The sequence below is a fragment of the Desertibaculum subflavum genome, from assembly GCA_003576705.1.
Lineage (GTDB): Bacteria > Pseudomonadota > Alphaproteobacteria > Ferrovibrionales > Ferrovibrionaceae > Desertibaculum > Desertibaculum subflavum.
In genome coordinates, this window is the sequence record QOZS01000077.1 from 1 (window position 1) to 17,621 (window position 17,621).

The 17,621-nt window shown below is 69.9% G+C and carries 14 protein-coding genes; 5 read left to right on the top strand and 9 right to left on the bottom strand.

Annotation, left to right across the window (positions count from 1 at the left end):
* Positions 1-112: 112 nt before the first annotated feature.
* On the bottom strand, positions 113-1,276 hold the full coding sequence (locus tag DT074_RS25450; protein WP_119422673.1) for an acyl-CoA dehydrogenase family protein: 1,164 nt from the start codon (positions 1,274-1,276) through the stop codon (positions 113-115).
* A gap of 58 nt (positions 1,277-1,334) precedes the next feature.
* The gene (locus DT074_RS25455; RefSeq protein ID WP_368744899.1) at positions 1,335-2,489 is read right to left on the bottom strand and encodes an aminotransferase class V-fold PLP-dependent enzyme; all 1,155 of its coding nucleotides are present in this window, start codon (positions 2,487-2,489) and stop codon (positions 1,335-1,337) included.
* A gap of 136 nt (positions 2,490-2,625) precedes the next feature.
* Between DT074_RS25455 and DT074_RS25460 the strand changes: the two genes are divergently transcribed.
* On the top strand, positions 2,626-4,107 hold the full coding sequence (locus DT074_RS25460) for a flavin-containing monooxygenase (protein ID WP_119422675.1): 1,482 nt from the start codon (positions 2,626-2,628) through the stop codon (positions 4,105-4,107).
* A 141-nt stretch (positions 4,108-4,248) separates the two neighbouring features.
* Here the strand turns inward: DT074_RS25460 and DT074_RS25465 are convergent, their stop codons facing one another.
* From DT074_RS25465 to DT074_RS25475, 3 genes are read right to left on the bottom strand one after another with little or no spacing between them, the layout of a single operon-like run.
* Positions 4,249-5,052, bottom strand: a complete 804-nt coding sequence (locus tag DT074_RS25465) for an amidohydrolase family protein (protein WP_119422676.1) — start codon at positions 5,050-5,052, stop codon at positions 4,249-4,251.
* 15 nt (positions 5,053-5,067) lie between these two features.
* Complete coding sequence (locus tag DT074_RS25470) at positions 5,068-6,111, bottom strand: LLM class F420-dependent oxidoreductase (RefSeq protein ID WP_119422677.1); 1,044 nt, start codon at positions 6,109-6,111, stop codon at positions 5,068-5,070.
* Positions 6,112-6,130: 19 nt separating this feature from the next.
* The gene (locus DT074_RS25475) at positions 6,131-7,189 is read right to left on the bottom strand and encodes a phosphotransferase (RefSeq protein WP_119422678.1); all 1,059 of its coding nucleotides are present in this window, start codon (positions 7,187-7,189) and stop codon (positions 6,131-6,133) included.
* Positions 7,190-7,371: 182 nt separating this feature from the next.
* Between DT074_RS25475 and DT074_RS25480 the strand changes: the two genes are divergently transcribed.
* Positions 7,372-8,457, top strand: coding sequence for an SDR family oxidoreductase (locus DT074_RS25480; protein ID WP_119422679.1), 1,086 nt, complete (start codon positions 7,372-7,374; stop codon positions 8,455-8,457).
* A gap of 22 nt (positions 8,458-8,479) precedes the next feature.
* Positions 8,480-9,835, top strand: a complete 1,356-nt coding sequence (locus DT074_RS25485) for an MFS transporter (RefSeq protein ID WP_119422680.1) — start codon at positions 8,480-8,482, stop codon at positions 9,833-9,835.
* Positions 9,836-9,845: 10 nt separating this feature from the next.
* Here the strand turns inward: DT074_RS25485 and DT074_RS25490 are convergent, their stop codons facing one another.
* Together DT074_RS25490 and DT074_RS25495 are read right to left on the bottom strand one after the other, a co-directional pair.
* Positions 9,846-10,712: a hypothetical protein gene (locus DT074_RS25490; protein ID WP_119422681.1), complete on the bottom strand. Its 867-nt coding sequence runs from the start codon at positions 10,710-10,712 to the stop codon at positions 9,846-9,848.
* Positions 10,709-12,301: a S53 family peptidase gene (locus DT074_RS25495; protein WP_119422682.1), complete on the bottom strand. Its 1,593-nt coding sequence runs from the start codon at positions 12,299-12,301 to the stop codon at positions 10,709-10,711. The genes DT074_RS25490 and DT074_RS25495 overlap by 4 nt, the downstream gene beginning before the upstream one ends.
* Before the next feature lie 197 nt (positions 12,302-12,498).
* On the opposite strand from DT074_RS25495, the gene DT074_RS25500 reads away from it, so the two are divergent.
* Together DT074_RS25500 and DT074_RS25505 are read left to right on the top strand one after the other, a co-directional pair.
* Positions 12,499-14,202, top strand: coding sequence for a peroxidase family protein (locus DT074_RS25500; RefSeq protein ID WP_119422683.1), 1,704 nt, complete (start codon positions 12,499-12,501; stop codon positions 14,200-14,202).
* Positions 14,203-14,274: 72 nt separating this feature from the next.
* Complete coding sequence (locus DT074_RS25505; protein WP_119422684.1) at positions 14,275-14,667, top strand: hypothetical protein; 393 nt, start codon at positions 14,275-14,277, stop codon at positions 14,665-14,667.
* A gap of 42 nt (positions 14,668-14,709) precedes the next feature.
* Here the strand turns inward: DT074_RS25505 and DT074_RS25510 are convergent, their stop codons facing one another.
* Complete coding sequence (locus DT074_RS25510; RefSeq protein WP_162915233.1) at positions 14,710-16,746, bottom strand: BTAD domain-containing putative transcriptional regulator; 2,037 nt, start codon at positions 16,744-16,746, stop codon at positions 14,710-14,712.
* 74 nt (positions 16,747-16,820) lie between these two features.
* On the bottom strand, positions 16,821-17,621 hold an 801-nt coding region (locus DT074_RS25515; RefSeq protein WP_162915234.1), incomplete at its 5' end, for a YcaO-like family protein.

Sequence of the window (17,621 nt, forward strand, 5' to 3'; positions counted from 1 at the left end):
CATTGGATAGAGGTCGCGCCATCGATGCTGGCCTCCAGCTCCAGCCAGCATCTTGAATCACAAATCGACCAAAACCGGAATCCCCGCCGATTCAACAAAGCCGTGAACCGCTCTAGCGTCTGGACTGAAGCGTCCGTTTGGCGATCACCATGCGGTGCACCTCGCTCGGGCCTTCGTAGATGCGCATGGTGCGGACTTTCTGCGCCATCAGCTGCAGCGGCATCTCCTTGGTCATGCCCATGGCGCCGAAGGCCTGCATGGCGTGGTCGATCACCTCGGTCGCCATCTCGGTGGCGAACACCTTGATCATCGAGGCCTCGGTGCGGACATCCTGGCCGGCATCCTGCTTCGCCGCGGCGTCCATCACCATCAGCCGGCAGGCGTGGATCCGCGTCGCCGCATCGGCGATCCACCATTGCACCGCCTGGCGGTCGGCGAGCTTCGCCCCGAAGGTCGAACGCGCCTTCACATGGTCGCACATCATGTCGAGCGCGCGGCCCGCCATGCCGAGGCACATCGGCCCCATCAAGAGGCGCCGCCGCGTCAGGCGCAGCTGCATATGGGCGAAGCCCTGGCCCGGCTCGCCCAGCAGCTGCGAAGCCGGCACGCGGCAATCCTCCAGCACCAGCTCATAGGTGCGATGCCCGCCCAGCATCGGGATCTCGCGCTCGATGCGGAATCCCTTCGTGCCCTTGTCGATCAGGAAGGCGGAGATGCCGCGATGGTCGCGCGCATCGCCGGTGCGGGCGAGCAGCACGGTGAAATCCGCCGCCGGCACATAGCTGACCCAGATCTTGCGCCCGTTGATCACCCAGTCGCCGCCGCAGCGCACCGCGCGCGTCGTCATGGCCGAAGGATCGGCGCCGGCGCCGGGCTCGGAAATCGCCGTCGCCGAGCGGATCTCGCCGCGGGCGTAAGGAACGAGATAGCGGTGCTTCTGGTCCTCGTTCGCCGCCGCGAGCAGCAGGCGCAGCACCGGCGATTCCGGCGGGAAGGCAAATGGCACGATCGAGCGCGACAGCGCCTCCTGCACAGCCATCAGCGCGGTGGTCGGCAGGTCGGCGCCGCCGAGCTCGGCCGGCGCGTCGAGCGCGAACAGGCCGAGCTCGCGGCATTTCGCATGCAGGGGGCCAAGCTCGGCCTCGGTCAGGCAAAGCTCCTCGCCCCGCACCTCGCGGGCCAGCAAGGCCGACTCGAGCGGCATCAGCTCGCGCGCGACGAAGCGCGCCACCAGATCCTGCAGCTGCCGGTGCTCGGCCGGCGCTTCCATCGACATCGCCGTCTCCGCAATTCCGGCCCCTTGGATGCCGGAGATCGCGGACGGGCGCTTTGATCTAGATCGCCCGGCCGATGGCAATCAGGCGCTCGTAATCCGCCGGCTCGTTGTAGATCTGGGCCGAGATGCGGAGCCAGTGCCGGCCTTCCAGCGGCATGACCGGCGCCACGATGCCGTGTTCGCGTATCAGGCGGAGGCTGAGCGGGCGGGTCACGCTGCGGTCGGCGACGCCCTCCTTCGGCAGGCGGATGGTGGCCATGGCGGCGCGATGCGCGGGCGCCGCGGCGATCTCGGTGCCCCAGGCATCGGCCAGCATGTCGGCCATCTCGCGGGCGAGCGCGTCGTTATGGGCGCGCACCGCCTCGGGACCGAGCGCCTCCAGATAGTCGAGCGCCGCCGGCGCGGCGAGCCAGGCGGAAGGGTCGCGGGTGCCGACATAGTCGAACTCGGCCGGGAAGCCCTGGCCATAGGGATGCGAGATCACCGTCGGATGCAGCTCGGCCTGCCGGTGCGGCGCCGCCCAGATCACCGCGCAGCCCTTGGCCGCGAAGCACCATTTGTGCAGGTTGCCGATATACCAGTCGGCGCCGAGCGCCGGCACGTCGAGCGCCACCTGGCCCGGCGCATGCGCGCCGTCGACCAGGACGGACACGCCGGCAGCGCGGAACGCGCCGATGAGCGCCGCCAGCGGCAGCACGGTGCCACCGGTCGAGGTGATGTGGTCGAGCACCGCGAGCCGGGTGCACGGGCCGATCAGCCGCGCCGCCGCCTGCACCAACCGATCGGCATCGACGAACGGCACCGGCACGGGGAGCGGCACGACCTCGACGCCGACGCGGCCGGCATGGTGGGCAAGCGCCTGCTGCACGGCGTTGTAGACCTGCGAGGTGGCGATCACCTGGTCGCCGGCCTGCCAGGAGAGCGAGGCGAGCACGGCGTTGATCCCGGCCGTGGTGTTCTCGACGAAGGCCCAGTCCGCGCCGTCGCCGCCGAGGAAGCGCGCCACGCGGTCGGCGGCCTGGCGCAGGGCCTCGGGCAGCACCTCGAAGAAGAACCCGGTCGGATTCGCCTCCAGCCGCGCCCGCCAGGCATCCTGCGCCGCCAGCACGACATGCGGCGTCGCGCCGAACGAGCCGTGATTGAGATGGGCAAGCCCCGGCGCCAACGGGAAGTCGCCGCGCCTTACGGCACCGAACGGCATGTTTCGCGGCATCTTCCCCCTCGCGCGCTGCAATCCTGACATCGATCAAAGCAGCCTGGACGCATCGGCCGCGATAATTAGGCTTGCATAGCACAATGCGGCGGGCATCCGGCTGCCGGCCAGCCCGCCGCGGTTCGAGGGAACGACCATGAGTTCAGCACCAGCCGCGGCGCCGAAGGCCGCGCGTTCCGATCTCCGCTTTGCCGTCATCGGCGCCGGCATGTCCGGCATTCTCACCGCGATCGAGCTGAAGAAGCGCGGCCTGGGCAATTTCACCATCTACGAGAAGGCGGATCGCCTGGGCGGTACCTGGCGCGACAACACCTATCCCGGGCTCTCCTGCGACGTGCCGAGCCATGTCTACGCCTATTCCTTCGAGCTGAACCCGGAATGGAGCCACCGCTTCTCCCCCGGCGCGGAGATCCAGAACTATTTCGAAGGCGTGGCGCGGAAATACGGCGTCGACCGCGACATCCGCTTCAACAGCGAGATCGTGCGCGCCGAATACCAGGGCGGCCGCTGGCAGCTGGAGACGCGCGACGGGCATCGCGACACGGTCGATTTCGTCATCGCCGCAACGGGCGTGCTGCACAAGCCGGTCCATCCGGCGATCGAAGGGCTCGACAGCTTCGCCGGCCCCTGCTTCCACAGCGCCCGCTGGGACCACTCCGCCACATTGGACGGCCAGCGCGTCGGCATCATCGGCACCGGATCGACGGCGATCCAGATCGTGCCGGCGATCGCCGACCGGGTGGCGAAGCTTTCGCTGTTCCAGCGCACCGCACAATGGGTCCTGCCGCTGCCCAATCCCGCCTATAGCGAGGGCGAGAAGGCGATGTACCGGGACAAGCCCGAGCTGCTGCAGCAATCCTACGTGCACTGGACCCGGCGCTTCGTCGACACCTTCGCCCGTGCCGTGGTCGGCGACCAGGACGAGATGGCAAAGATCGAGCAGGCCTGCCGCGACAACCTGGAGCAGAACGTCCACGACCCGGACCTGCGCGAGCGGCTGCGCCCCAACTACCGCGCCGCCTGTAAGCGGCTGATCATGTCCGACACGTTCTATCCGGCGATGCAGAAGCCGAATGTCGACCTCGTCACCGAAAGCATCGAGCGGATCGAGCCCGCGGGCGTGCGCACCAGGGACGGCCGCCTGCACGCGCTCGACGTGCTGGTGCTGGCGACCGGCTTCGACGGGCACAATTTCGTCCGGCCGATGCAAGTGGTGGGCGAGGGCGGCCGCGAGCTTGACCAGGCCTGGGCGCAGGCGAACGAGGCCTATCGGTCGGTCGCCGTGCCGGGCTTTCCGAACTTCTTCATGCTGGTCGGGCCGAACAGCCCGATCGGCAATTTCTCCGTCATCATGATCTCGGAGATCCAGATCGCCTATATCCTGCAGCTGGTCGACCTGGTGCGCAGCGGCAAGTGCGACGCGGTGGCGCCGAAGGCGGCGGCGACAGCACGCTTCAACGCCGATCTCCGCGCGGCGATGCAGGGCACCGTCTGGGTCAGCGGCTGCCGCTCCTGGTATCTCGACAAAAACGGCAACCCGGCGCTCTGGCCCTGGAGCTTCGAGCGCTTCCGCCAGGAGATGCAGGCGCCGGACTTAAGCGAGTTCGAGCTGACATAGCCCTCCCCCGCGTCGCGCAGCGGCGTGGGGGAGGGTTGGGTGGGGGTTTTTGTGTTTTGCCGAGCCGCGTCGCTGCGGAACGGAAAAAAAAGAAAACCCCCACCCAACCCTCCCCCGGCATTCGCCAGGGGAGGGCTTTCGCTACACCTTCCAGCCCAGCCAGTCGCACACCGCGCGGCCCATCACCTTCGCGCGGTCCGCATCCGACAGCCACGGCGTCGCCTCGTTGAAGGCCAGCACGCATTCCGGCCACGAGCACGGCATGCGGGTGATGTCGGTGCCCCAGAACATGCGGTCGGGACCGAAGGCGTCGAACATCTGCCGGTACCGCGGTCCCAGGCTGAGATAGGGCCAGCCGTCGGCGGCATAGCCGGGGCCGCCGGTCGCCTTCAGCGCCACGTTCGGATGCTTCGCCAGCGCCACCAGATCCGGCATGGTGGCGAAGGCCGCATCGCCCTTCTGGCGATGCACGCCGCCGCAATGATCGACGATCAGCTTGAGGCCGGGATGCCTGGCGGCGATCTCGCCGACCTTGGGCAGGAAATGTCCGGCGAGCAGCGCGATCGGCACGCCCGCCTTCTCCGCTGCCGGCCACAGCCAGTCGATGGTGCCGTCGAGCGGCCAGTTGCGCCGCTCCGGCGTCAGGAACACGAAGCGCAGCCCCAGCATGCCCGGCTGCTGCTTCCAGGTCGCGACGAGTCCCCGACTCTCGGGCTTCTCCAGCGGGAATTGGCCCAGGATGGCGAAGCGGTCCGGATGCGCCTCGACCGCCGCGATGGCGAGCGGGCCGGAATCCGGATCCCAGCTCGGCGGATGGATGATGGCGCGGGCAATGCCGGCATCGTCCATGTCGTCCAGCGCTTCCTCCAGCAGATACGGCGCCGCGCGATGCGGCGGCAGGGTCTCGCCCTTGGCCCAGAGATGGATCTGCGCATCGACGATCATCGCGCGTTCTCCTGTTTAGCGACGGTTGAGCCGCGCCGCCTCCGCCATCACCTCGATCGCGGCCGGATCGGCGGAGCGGACGGTCAGGCTGGTCGCGCCGCTCTCTTCCCAGTCCTTGTAGCGCTGCTTGATGCGGGCCGGCGGGCCGACCAGCGACTTGCGGTCGACCCATTCGTCCGGCACCGCCGCCGCCGCCTCGTCCTTCCGATGCGCCAGGAACAATTCCTGGATGCGGTCGGCGGCGTCCTGGTAGCCGCGGCGGATCATCATGTCCTTGTGGAAGTTCTTGTCCTTGTGGCCCATGCCGCCGACATAGAGCGCGACCTCGGGCTTGAGCTTGTCGAGCGCGGAGCGCACGTCGTCGTTCACCTCGACATGCACGCTCGCCTGGATCTCGAAATTCTTCATCGAGCGCCGGCCGTTCGTGCGCTTGAAGCCCTCCTCGAGCCAGCCCTGGTATTCCGGCAGCGCGCCGGGCACGAAGCCCAAGGGCAGCCACCCATCGGCGATCTCGGCGGTCAGCTTCACCGTCGCCTCGTTGCCGGTGCCGAGATAGATCGGGATCTTCGGGTTCATATGCAGGATCGATTTCAGCGGCTTGCCGACGCCGAGCGCGCCCTCGCCCTTGAACGGCAGGCTGATCTCCTTGCCGTCATGCGTCACCGGACCTTCGCGCTCGAAGATCTTCCGCATGATCTCGACATAGTCCTTGATGCGCCAGTACGGGCGCCCCCAGGGCTGCCCGTACCAGCCCTCGACGATCTGCGGGCCGGAGACGCCGATGCCGGCGATGAAGCGGCCGCCGCCGGCCAGCGCATCCACCGTCGCCGCCGACATCGCCGCATTGGCCGGCGTGCGCGCGGCGAGCTGCATGATCGCGGTGCCGAGCTTGATCCGCTCCGTCTTCGCCGCGAGATAGGCGAGCGGCGTGATCGCGTCGGAGCCATAGGCCTCCGCGGTCCACACCGAATCGTAGCCGAGCCGCTCCGCGCGCTGCACCAGCTCGACCGGCAGTTTCAGCTGCCCGCCGGAATAGCCGAGCGACAGACCGAGCTTCATGGCGTTCCTCCTCTTTTTCTCAGACCTGGCGCGAGACCAGGTTCCAGCCGATCTCCGACATGATACGCGCCGACTGGCCGCGCTTCAGCGCTTCCGGCGAGGCGGCGGTGCCGTCGAGGCCGCGCTTGTAGACGCCCTGCGCGATGGCGGCGAGGCGGAACAGCGAGAAGGCGACATAGAAATCCCAGTCCTCGATGCCTTGCCGGCCGGTGCGCCGGCAATAGGCGGCGACATAATCCTGCTCCGACGGCAGGCCGAGCGATTTCACATCGAGCCGGGCGAAGCCATGCGGCGGCTCGGTCAGGTAATAGCCGAGGCAGTTATAGGCGAGGTCCGACAGCGGATGGCCGAGCGTGCAGAGCTCCCAGTCCAGCACGGCGACGATGCGCGGCTCGGTCGGGTGCACGATGCAATTGCCGAGGCGGAAATCGCCATGCACGATCGTGGTCGGGTCATAGGCCGGGATGTGCTGCGGCAGCCAGGCGATCAGGTCGTTCATCGCCTTGAGGTCGTCGGTCTGCGAGGCGACGTACTGCTTCGACCAGCGCTCGATCTGCCGCGCGACATACTGGCCCTGGCGGCCGAAATCCGACAACCCGACGGCCGCATAGTCCACCATATGCAGCTTGGCCATGGTGTCGTTCATCGAATCGTAGATCGCGGCGCGCTCGGCCGGCGTCGCGTCCGGAATGGTCGGGTTGGTGATGATGCGGCCCTCGACGCATTCCATCACATAGAACATCTGCCCGATCACGCCGTCGTCGGTGCAGAGCGCATAGGTCTTCGGCACCGGCACGCCGGAGCCCTGCAGCGCCGAGATCGCCTTGAACTCGCGGTCCACCTGGTGCGCCGAGGGCAGCAGCTTGCCCGGCGGCTTCTTGCGCAGCACGAAGGACCGCTCGGCCCCGTCGACATCGGCGAACAGCACGAAGGTCGGGTTCGACTGCCCGCTGGTGAACTGCCGCACCTTCAGATCGCCGCGATAGCCGGGAATCACGCCGCGCAGATAGCGGTCGAGCGACGCCTCGTCGAATCGGTGCTGCGGCAGGACGGGGGTGGTATCGGCAATCACCGGCATCGGGCGCTTCTCTCCTTGGGCATTCGGCGAATGCCCGGCGGGACAGGCGTGGCCGCAAAGCGATGCCGCCCACCTGTCACGGGTTTCCTCCAATTCGGTCGCTTCTGCCTTCGGCGGCCGCTTCGGTTCGAGATACTTGGCGGTATGCTGCGAGTCAACGCAAGCGGGTCGGGAGGCGCTCGGTGGATACGGTGCTGGTCGCGGGCGCATCCGGCGTGGTCGGCCAGGCGGCGGTGGAACATTTCGCAGGCAGCGGCCGTTGGCAGGTCATCGCGCTGTCGCGCCGTCGGCCCGACATCGATCACGGCGCGACTTTCCGCCATCTTTCAATCGACCTGCGGGATGCCTCGACTTGCAAGGCTGCCGCCGCCGAGCTCACCGGCGTGACTCACCTCGTCTACGCGGCGCTGCACGAGCTGCCCGGCCTGGTCGCCGGCTGGCGCGAGGCCGCGCAGATGACCGCCAACGAGACCATGCTGCGCAACCTGCTCGACGCCCTCGGCTCGGTCGACAAGCTGCAGCATGTCAGCCTGCTGCAGGGCACCAAGGCCTATGGCGCGCATCTGCACCCCATCGCCATCCCGGCCCGCGAGAAGAGCCCGCGCGACGACCACGCGAATTTCTACTGGCTGCAGGAGGACCTGCTGCGCGCCCGGGCGGCACAGCAGGGATTCGACTTCACCATCTGGCGCCCGCAGATCGTCTTCGGCACCGCGCTCGGCGTCGCCATGAACGTGCTGCCGATCATCGGCATCCATGCCGCGATCTGCCGCGAGGAGGCCCGCCCCTTCGCCTATACCGGCGGCCCGCCCTATCCGCTCGAGGCGGTCGATGCCCGCCTGCTGGCGCACGCCTTCGAATGGGGAGCCACCGCCAAGGCGGCCCGCAACGAGACCTTCAACATCACCAACGGCGACATCTTCACCTGGCCGCATGTCTGGCCGGCCATCGCCGCGGCGCTCGGCGTCACGCCCGGCGAGCCGAGCCCGCGCGCGCTGGCGCCGGAGCTGCCGGGCAAGGCGGCGGTGTGGGATCGCATCGTCGCCAAGCATGGCCTCAGGCCCACGCGCCTCGCCGACCTGCTCGGCGAATCGCACCACTATCTCGACTACATCTTCGCCTGGAACGCCAAGGCGCCGCCGGCGCCGAAGCTGGTCAGCACCATCAAGCTGCGCCAGGCCGGCTTCGCCGATTGCATCGATACCGAGGACATGTTCCGCGCCGGCTTCCGCCGGCTGGTCGAACGGGGCATTCTGCCGCCGCCCTAGTTCGCCCGAGTCCCCCCACCGCATGACCGCGCCCGACGGCCTTCCCCTGCCCCAGCGCAACTGGGCGATCCTCACCATCATCGTCGGGCTGGCGGCCTCGGTGCTGTCGGCCGCCATCACCAATATCGCGCTGCCGGTGATCGCCCGCGATCTCGGCGTCACCGCCGCGCGCTCGATCTGGATCGTCAACGCCTTCCAGATCGCCATGGTGGTGTCGCTCCTGCCGCTCGCCGCGCTGGGCGACGTGCTCGGCTATGCCCGGGTCTACCGCGCCGGCCTGGTCGTGTTCGGCGTGGCTTCGCTCGGCTGCGCGCTGTCGGAGAGCCTGCCCGTCATCGTCGCCTGGCGCGTGCTGCAGGGCTTCGGCGCCTCCGGCATCCTCAGCGTCAACCCGGCGCTGGTGCGCTTCACCTTCCCGCGCGCCCGCCTGGGCCATGGCATGGCGCTGACCGCGCTGGTGGTCGCGACCGCCTCGGCGACCGGCCCCAGCATCGCCGCGGCGATCCTCGCCGTCGGGCCCTGGCAATGGCTGTTCGCGGTCAACGTGCCGCTGGCCGTGATCGCCTTCGTGCTGGCGCTGCGCTCGCTGCCTGAGAACGAGAATCTGCAATCGAGCTTCGATGTCGCCAGCGCCCTCCTCAGCGGCGCGATGTTCGCGCTGCTGGTCATCGGGCTCGATCTGGTCGGCCACGGCGAGTGGCTGCTCGGTGCCGGCGGAGTCGTCGTCGCATTGGCGCTCGGCGCCGTCTTCGTGCTCCGCCAGGGCATGATCGCGACGCCGATGGTACCGATCGACATCTTCCGCCAGCGCGTCTTCTCGCTGTCGCTCTTGTCGTCGTTCACCTCGTTCGCCGCCACCGCGATCGCCTTCGTGGCGCTGCCCTTCCTGTTCCAGGACGTGCTGCACCGCTCGCAGGTCGAGACCGGCCTGTTGATGACGCCCTGGCCGCTGGCGCTGGCCTGCACCGCGCCGATCGCGGCGCGCCTGTCGGACCGCTATCCCGCCGGCATGCTGGGCGGCATCGGGCTCGCGATCATGTGCGCGGGCCTGGTGGCGCTGGCCCTGATCGAGCCTTCGACCGGCCCCATCGACACCGTCATCCGCATGGCGGTCTGCGGCATCGGCTTCGGCCTGTTCCAGACCCCGAACAACCGGCTGATGATGTCGAGCGTGCCGCGCGAGCGGAGCGGCAGCGCCGGCGGCATCATCTCGACCGCCCGCGTGATGGGCCAGACTTTCGGCGCGGCCACCGTCGGCATCATCTTCGGCCTGACGGTGAACCACGCGCTCGGCCCCGGCCGCGCGCTCTGGTTCGCCGCCGCCATGGCGGGCTTCGCCGCCCTGGTCAGCCTGACCCGCCTGGTCGGACGCAAATAGCCGGTCCGCCTCAATCGGATCCCATGCGGCGCGCGCGGCCCATATCCTCCAGCTTGACCACGGTGGCGGGCATGGCGGCCGGTCGGCGCGGCCAGGCCGGACGCGGGCCGACATGGCGCAGATTGACGACCCGGCCGATGAGATCGAACCACAGGCCCGAGACGAGCGAGGCTGCCAGCCCGGTCAGGCACCAGCCGAGGATGGCGAGCGGCAGGTCGTTGAGGCCGACGGCGCCGAGGCCGCCCCAGCCGATCGGCAGGGCGGCGACCGATCCGAGCGTGCCCTGCCCGAGCGTGCCCCCGCCGAGCGCGCCCTGCGCCAGCGCGGCGACCAGGCGCAAGGTGTCGATATTGAGCGCCGCCGCCGCGACGATGGCGAGGCCCAGCGCCCAGCGGCCGGCGCGCCGCCGATAGGCGCCGGCCAGTCGATCCATCGCATCGGCATACCATTGCGCCAGCGCGGCCCCGAGCCGCGCCGGGTCGCCGCCGGCATCCGGGGCGAGGGCGAGCACGACCTGGGCGAGCGGGCTGCCGTCGTCGCGGGCCCAGCCGCAGATGCTGTCGAACCGCTCCCGCGGCGTGGTCTCCAGGCGGCCGGCGGTGGCAATCGAGAACACCGCGGCGGCGAAGCAGTTCGGCGGAATGTAGGACGGCGGGCAGCCGTCGGCGCCGCGCAGGCCCGCGAGCAGGGGATGCTCCTCGATCTCCCATTGCAGCGCCGGATCGCGGATGATCTGACCGAGCTTGCGGCTCAGCATTTCGGCCCGCCATCCGAAGGCCCCGGCCACCAGCTCCTGCATGGCGGTGGCCAGGATGCTGACCGGCAGATAGACCGCCAGCAATCCGAGGGTGACGTCGATCGCGGGCCCGAGGGTCATGCATCGTCCTCCTGCCGCTTGGCTGCCGCCGGGCCGGCAGCCGTCGCGTTCCGATACAACCGCAGCAGCGCCTCGCCGTCCGGGCTGCCGAGACCGGTGCCGGGGCGCCAGCCGGCCGCCGCGCCGCCGTCACTGGTGTCGTTGGCCGCCGCCGGCCGCACCGGCCGCAGCGAGCTCGGCCGGCCATACAGCAGCGCGTGCGGACTGCCGAGCGGGCGGCCCGCCGCCTCGCCGAGCAGCGCCACCACGCCGGCCCAGAGCGCGGTGACCGCGCTGGTGCCGCCGAGCGTGCGCCAGGCGCCGTCCACCACGATGCGATAGCCGCTGGCCGGATCGGCATGTCCCGCCACGTCGGGCACGCGCCGGCCGGCCGGTGGCGCGCCGCCGCCGGGGCCCGGATAATCGGCCGCCGCCTGATAGGCCGGGCGGCGGAACACGGCGCTGAAGCCGCCGCCGGTGCCCTGGTCGCGGTCGCGCCACACGGTCTCTTCGGCACCCGCCCCGAGCCGCGTGCCGCCGCAGGCCAGCACTTGCGGCGTCGAGGCCGGATATTCGACCGCCGCGCCAGCGGGGCCGGCGAGCTCCACGCCCGGCTGGTTGCCGGCCGCGGCGATCACCGTGATGCCGAGCCGCCCGGCATCGCGCAGCGCCGCCTCCATGGCGCGCAGGCTCTGCGCATTCCAGTTCGCCTCCGGGCTGCCCCAGGCAATGGCCAGCACCGAGGGGCGCAGCGTGTCGTCATGCACGGCACGGGCGACGGCATCGACAAAGCCGCGCGTGGTGTTCGGCGCGATATAGACCGCGATGGTGGCGCCCGGCACCGCGGCGCCGGCGACCTGGATGCCAAGCGCGATTTCCGCATCGGCCGCGGCATCGATGCCCGGCCGGCCCTCCGCCCCGTCGACGACCACTGGCACCACCTGCGGCGCCGGCAGGCCCATCGCGCCGAAGGCATGCACGGTATCCGACGGCCGCACGCCGCCGCCCAGCGCGATCAGCCCGATGCAGGGGCGCCGGCCCCCGGCCGCGCGGCCGGCGAAGCCGTAATGGCGCACCACCTCGCTCGGCAGGAAGCCCTGATCGGACAGGGCCGCCGGCGGCAGGGCGCGGCGCGGGCCGGCAGCCTGGCGGGTGTCGAAGCCGAGCACGGCATCGACCACCCCCGCCACGTCCTTCGGTGCATAGAGAGCGCCGGTCCGTGCCCGGAAAAGCTGATAGCCGTCGTTGTAGTAGTGCAGCCGAGTGCGGAAGGCGGCGCTGACCGCGCCGGCCGGCCCGGCCAGGGTGACCAGGCGCCGTACCGCGTCCTTGCGCGCGATCGAGAGGCCCAGACGGTGCGCGAAGGCCACGATCACGGCAATGTCATCACGGTGATCGACCATTCGACGGTCCAGCAGCGCCTCGCGGGTGGCCGTCAGGGTGTCGCCCTCCGGCTCGGCCGCCCAGAACCCGCCTTCCTCGGGCTCCGTCCGGTCCTTCAGATAGACGCTGATCTCGACCCGCTCGTGCTCGGGCACTGCATCGATCAGGCGCGCCCCGGCCGGCGCATCGCGAAAGCTGCCGGGAATCTCGATATATCTGTCTCTCACCGCCGGTCCCTCCAGTTCGATTGCAGCAGCAAAGCAGAGGTGCCGTGAGGCCAGCGTGAGGTGGGCGTGAAAGCCGGCACGGCGCGGCAGCTGCAGCGGATCGACGCCGGACCGATCAATGGTTGCGGGGCCGTTTCACGCTGGGTTCACGCTGATTGTTTTCAGATGGGCCGGTAGGTGAAGGTGGGGGATATCCGATGAAGCCACATGGCGGCAGCGCGCCGATCTTTTTCCGGGAGCGCAGCGGGCCGGTACCGCCCGCTTCCGGCCAGCCGGCGGCCGGGGCGGCCGCCTTCGGAGCCGATCGCCGCAGCTTCCGCAACTTCCTGCGCGCGCCCACCGCGGCCGAGCGGTTCAAGGTGTTCGGCAAGGACCCGGCGGCCGACGAGGCCGCCACGCGCGGTCTGCTTCGGCGCCTGGCGCGCTGCCTGCCGGACGAGCTCGACTGGCCGGCGCCGCCCCGCGGCGGCGCGCTGCCCTGGGAAAATCCCGGCATCCCTTGCGGCTACACCTATCTGGCGCAGCTGGTCGGGCACGATCTCGTGCTGACCTCGATGCACACCCCGAGCCTCGACCGGCCGGGCGAGGCGTTCCGCAACCTGCGCAGCTTCAGCCTCGACCTCGACACGCTCTATGGCGGCGGCCCGGTCGCCTGCCCGCATGCCTATGCGGTCACCGATTTCGACGACACCTACCGCACCAAGCTCCGGCTCGGCCCGATGCGGCCGTCGATGGACAGCGTGCCGGCGGCGAACCCGCCGTACCGCGATGTCGGCCGCGCCCGCATCTGCGGCGGCAACGACTTCCAGCGCCGCGGCCGCACCGATGCGCTGCTGGCCGATCCGCGCAACGACGACAATTCCAACCTGTCGCAGCTGACCACCGTGTTCATCCATCTGCACAATGCGATGGTCGACAGGCTGGCGGCCGGCGGCATCCTGCCGGCGGCCGAGACGGAGATGGAGCAGCTCGAGGCGCAGTTCGCCGTCGCGCGCCAGATCGTCCGCACCGTCTATCGCCGCATCATCCGCAAGGACCTGCTGCCGCGCATCCTGCATCCCAAGGTCGTGGCGCTGTACGACACCGCCTCGCCCCGTTTCATCGACGATGGTGCCGGCGAGCAGATCCCGCTCGAATTCTCCCATGCGGGCTATCGCTTCGGCCATGCCATGGTGCGGCCGCACTACCAGCTCAATGCGGCGGCACCCGACACCCAGCCGATCGACGCCATCCTGCTCACCACCTCGGCGCGCCAGCCCTGGAACACGCCGTTGACCGAGCTCTGGATCGTCCAGTGGTCGTTGTTCTTCGACGTCGCCGGCATGTCCCCGCCGGCTTTCAGCCGGCGCATCGGGCCCAGCATGGCCGGCAAGCTGGAAGCGACGCGCCGCCCGCAGGGGCCGAGCGAGGAGGAGATCTACAGCCTGGCCCATCGCGACCTGCTGCGCGGCGCCGCCGCCGGCATGTGGTCGGTCCGCTCGCTGATCGCCGAGATCCGACAGCGCCGGCCGGAGCTGATCGAGGCCTCCGACCTGCTCGGCAATTACGGCGCCACGCGCGCGCGGGTCGAGAGCTGGCTCAAGCTGTACGGCTCGCGCGTGCTGGAGTCGGGCGACTTCGCCACGCTCGCCGAAGAGCCGCCGCTGTTCTTCTTCCTGCTGTTCGAGGCCGCCTATGGCGACACCCGCGGCTGCCGCCTCGGCGTGCTCGGCTCCACCATCGTCGCCGAAACGCTGTACCAGGCGCTGGCTGCCCATGCCGGCGACTATCTGCCGGATGCCAAGATGGCCGAGGTGCTGGATCGCGTGTTCGGCGGCAAGGTGCCGGAGACCATGCCGGAGCTGCTCGACTACGTTGCCGACGCCGCCGGCCTGCGCGACGCCACGCCCGCCTTCCTGTGATCGACCACCACTGATTTCATCCGCAAACTGCGTTCACTGGCAACCCGACCGACGAGGGAGAGGAGAGTATCGATGCCGCTCAACAGGTTCTCGATCGAGGATCTCGATCACCAGAAATTCGGCGAGCTGATCAAGGCCTGGGCCATGGGCAAGAAGCCCATCCCCAAGGACATCGAAGGCTTCAAGCAGGTGATGAAGGACGAAGGCATCAAGGCGCATTACCCGCACGGCGAGAACGCGCTGAAGAAGCTCAACATCTTCCACGGCGAGGTGGAGCGGCTCGACATCCGCCTGCCGCCCCGGCGGCTGATCGTGGAATCGGAGGCCTATCTCTCCAAGCCCGGCAACACCTATCCGCTGCCGCGCTATTACGAGCTGGTGTTCGGCAACAAGCCGCACATCCCCGACCCGCTCGCCTTCCACTCCGCCCGCGTCGGCGACTACACGGTCGCGAACTGCGCCTGACCACAAAGCCCTCTCCCCCCTCTTCGAGGGGGAGAGGGCTTTCTAGTGCCCCGCCTTGGGCAGCGGGATGCCGGCATCGGCGAGGCCGCGGCGCAGCCGCTCCTGGTCCTCGCCGCGCCGGATCGGGAACAGATCGAGGATCCAGCGGCCGATATCCTCGTCTTCCGGCGGCTTCGCGCCGCGCCAATTGGCGCGGATCAGGGAGACGCAGCGCTCGGCCTCCTCGCGCGCTTCGGGCAGCCGGCCGAGATGCACCAGCGAGGCCGTGCGCCAGGCCCGGTTGCTGAACAGCGAATCGCCGGAGCGCAGCGCGGCATCGTGCGCCGCCTCGTAATCGCCGCAGAAGAAGCGGATGCCGGCGTGATAGCCCCAATGCGACAGGCTCGGCAGCAACGTCGCTTCCAGCGCCTGGTCGGCGAGCTGCCGCGCGCGCTCGAAATCGGCCATGAAGGCGCAAGCCTGGGCGCCGGAGATCAGGGTCCACGGATCGTGGTCGTTGAGGTCGCAGGCGAGGCCGAAATGCAGCGCCGCATTCTCGAACTGGCGGTCGAAGGCATAGGCCCAGCCGAGGCAGAGCTGGGCCCGCGAATCGATCGGATCCAGCCGCGTCGCGGTGCGCGCGAGGTCGAGCGTCTCGTGCTGGCGCGAGGGGTTGCGGAACACGCCGGGCTGGGCGATATGCGCCGTGTTGCCGAGCTGCACCAGGCTCGAATAGGCGGGCGCGAATTCCGGCGCCTGGTCGATGATGCTGCGGAACAGGCCGGTGGCCCGTGTCCAGTCGTCGGGCTGGAAGTTCAGGATCATCGTCTGGCCGCGCAGCCAGCGGTCGTAGAGGTCGAGCGAGACGTCGGGCTCGACCGCGAGGCGCATCAGCCGCTCGGCCGAGAGATGCACGTTGAGCGCCGTGGTGATGCGCCGCACCACGCGCTGCTGGGCCTCGAACCAGCTCTCGATGCGCAGCTCGAACCGGTCGCTCCAGACGAACAGGTCGGTCGCGACCTCCTTCAGGGTCAGGATCACGTTGACCCGGTCGCCGGTCTGGAAGGCGGTCGCCTGCACCGTGTAATGCCCGGCACCGCGCGGCTCGCTCTCGCCCGCCGGCAGCAGCGGGCGCTCGGTGACGCGCCATTCGCGGAACCGCACCAGACAGGCGATCAGCGAATGCCGGAAGCCGTGGATCAGGTGCATCTTCTCGGCACCGATCCCTTCCATGAAGAACGGCTCGACGCCGAGCACGATCTGCGCCGGCGGTTTGCGTGGCGCGGCGGCGGCACGCCCGGCCTCGGCCCTCGGCACCGCGACGGCGACCGGCGCCGGCGGTTGCGGTGGCTCGTAGGTGCCCTGCTTGATGTCGGCGACCAGCTGCTGGGTCTGGATCGAAGGCTCCATGCCGTATTCGTCGTCCAGCAGGTCCCACAGCGCCTTGTAGGCGCGCAACGCGCCGCCGATATCGCCGGCCTCGGCGCGGCAGCGCATCAGGTGGCGGCAGGCCTCCTCGTGGGTCGGGTCGAGGTTGATGATCGCCTGGGCGATGTGCTCGCTTTCCTCGCCCGCCCCGCCCGCCGCAGCGAGCGCCGATTCGAGCGCGCGCAGCAGCCGCTCGTGCAAGGTCTGCCGCCGCGCCAGCAGCCAGACGCGGAAGGAGGGGTCGAGGTCGTCGAGACCCTGCAGCAACTTGTCGGCGACCCGCGTGCTGTTGAGCAGCATGGGATGCACGCGGCGCGCCTCGGCCTCGCGCACCGCGGTCAGGATGTCGACCTCGACCTGGCTCGGCTCCAGCGCGATCTCGATCTTGTCGGCCTGCAGGCCGGCATAGCCGGTGCCGTCCAGGATCTGGCGCAGCTCGCGCAGCGCCTGCCTGAGCGAGCCGCGCGCCTTCTCCTCCTCCGATTCGCTCCAGCAGAGGCCGACCAGCCGCTCGCGCGTCTCGATCCCGGTCTCGCTCAGCGCCATGTAACCGAGCAGCGCACGCGACTTGCGGCCACGGATGTCCAGCACCTGATCATCGAGCCGGACGGTCATATGGCCAATCAGCGACAAATGCAGCACGCCACGCCGCGCGTACTCCGCGTGCGTCACGTTCCGATTTATGGTTGTAGACGCTAACGACATCTACGCCCTCAAGGGGATCACTTCCCCAACACCTGCCGAGGTTACAATAAACCCACCCCGCGGCTAGCGATTTCTCCACCGCCGGTGTCGGCGATCGCCGCCCGGAGCCGCGGCGTCAGCAAGACGCAGGGGTCCAATTGCAACCCGGGCGCGACCACCCGCGCCACCGGGATGGTGAACGCCGATCGCGACAGATCGATCACATAGGCATCCTGCCCCGCCGCGCCAAGCCGGCGCACGATCTCGGCGAGCGCCGCGTCGGGGCCCTGGTCGCCTGGTTCGGCATGTCGAAGCGGCGCGCCCTGGGGATGCAGCAGCGGGCAATCCGCGGCGTCGATCGCGGTGGCCCGCGCGACATGCTTGCGGTCGGTCTCGTTCAGCGCCGCGTCGCCGCGCTCCGCCCGCTTCGCCGCCACCACGTCGTAGGCGAGCTCGATATGGCACATCTCCCGCACCGCGGCGCGCGCCGCGGCGGCGAGGCCGGGCCGCGCCGCGTGGCCGCAGGCGAAGCCGCGCCCATCCGCCTCCACCGAGATCGCCGCGACGCAAGGCACGCCGAGATCGGTGGTGATGTCGAGCAGCCAGCTGCGCCGGTCGCGGGTTTCGCCGCGCAGCCGCTGCAGCAGCTCGGCCGCCTCCTGCATCGCCGGCTGCTCGAGCGCCAGCGGCCGGCCAGGCAGGCCGCCCCGCCACCAGAGCGCCGTGGCATCGCGCTCGATCAGCTCCAGCAGGCCGTGCAGCGCCGCCGCGGCGAAGCTGGTCCCGGCGCCGCAGCCGGTGCCGAGCGCGAAAGGCGGCGGCCAGGCCGGCGGGCTGTCCGGCGCGCTGGGCGGCGGGCCGGC

Coding starts and splice junctions, on each gene's coding strand:
- DT074_RS25490 (WP_119422681.1), bottom strand. CDS start 10,712: ATGACCCTCGGGCCCGCGATCGACGTCACCCTCGGATTGCTGGCGGTC.
- DT074_RS25460 (WP_119422675.1), top strand. CDS start 2,626: ATGAGTTCAGCACCAGCCGCGGCGCCGAAGGCCGCGCGTTCCGATCTC.
- DT074_RS25485 (WP_119422680.1), top strand. CDS start 8,480: ATGACCGCGCCCGACGGCCTTCCCCTGCCCCAGCGCAACTGGGCGATC.
- DT074_RS25470 (WP_119422677.1), bottom strand. CDS start 6,111: ATGAAGCTCGGTCTGTCGCTCGGCTATTCCGGCGGGCAGCTGAAACTG.
- DT074_RS25475 (WP_119422678.1), bottom strand. CDS start 7,189: ATGCCGGTGATTGCCGATACCACCCCCGTCCTGCCGCAGCACCGATTC.
- DT074_RS25455 (WP_368744899.1), bottom strand. CDS start 2,489: ATGCCGCGAAACATGCCGTTCGGTGCCGTAAGGCGCGGCGACTTCCCG.
- DT074_RS25450 (WP_119422673.1), bottom strand. CDS start 1,276: ATGTCGATGGAAGCGCCGGCCGAGCACCGGCAGCTGCAGGATCTGGTG.
- DT074_RS25505 (WP_119422684.1), top strand. CDS start 14,275: ATGCCGCTCAACAGGTTCTCGATCGAGGATCTCGATCACCAGAAATTC.
- DT074_RS25500 (WP_119422683.1), top strand. CDS start 12,499: ATGAAGCCACATGGCGGCAGCGCGCCGATCTTTTTCCGGGAGCGCAGC.
- DT074_RS25465 (WP_119422676.1), bottom strand. CDS start 5,052: ATGATCGTCGATGCGCAGATCCATCTCTGGGCCAAGGGCGAGACCCTG.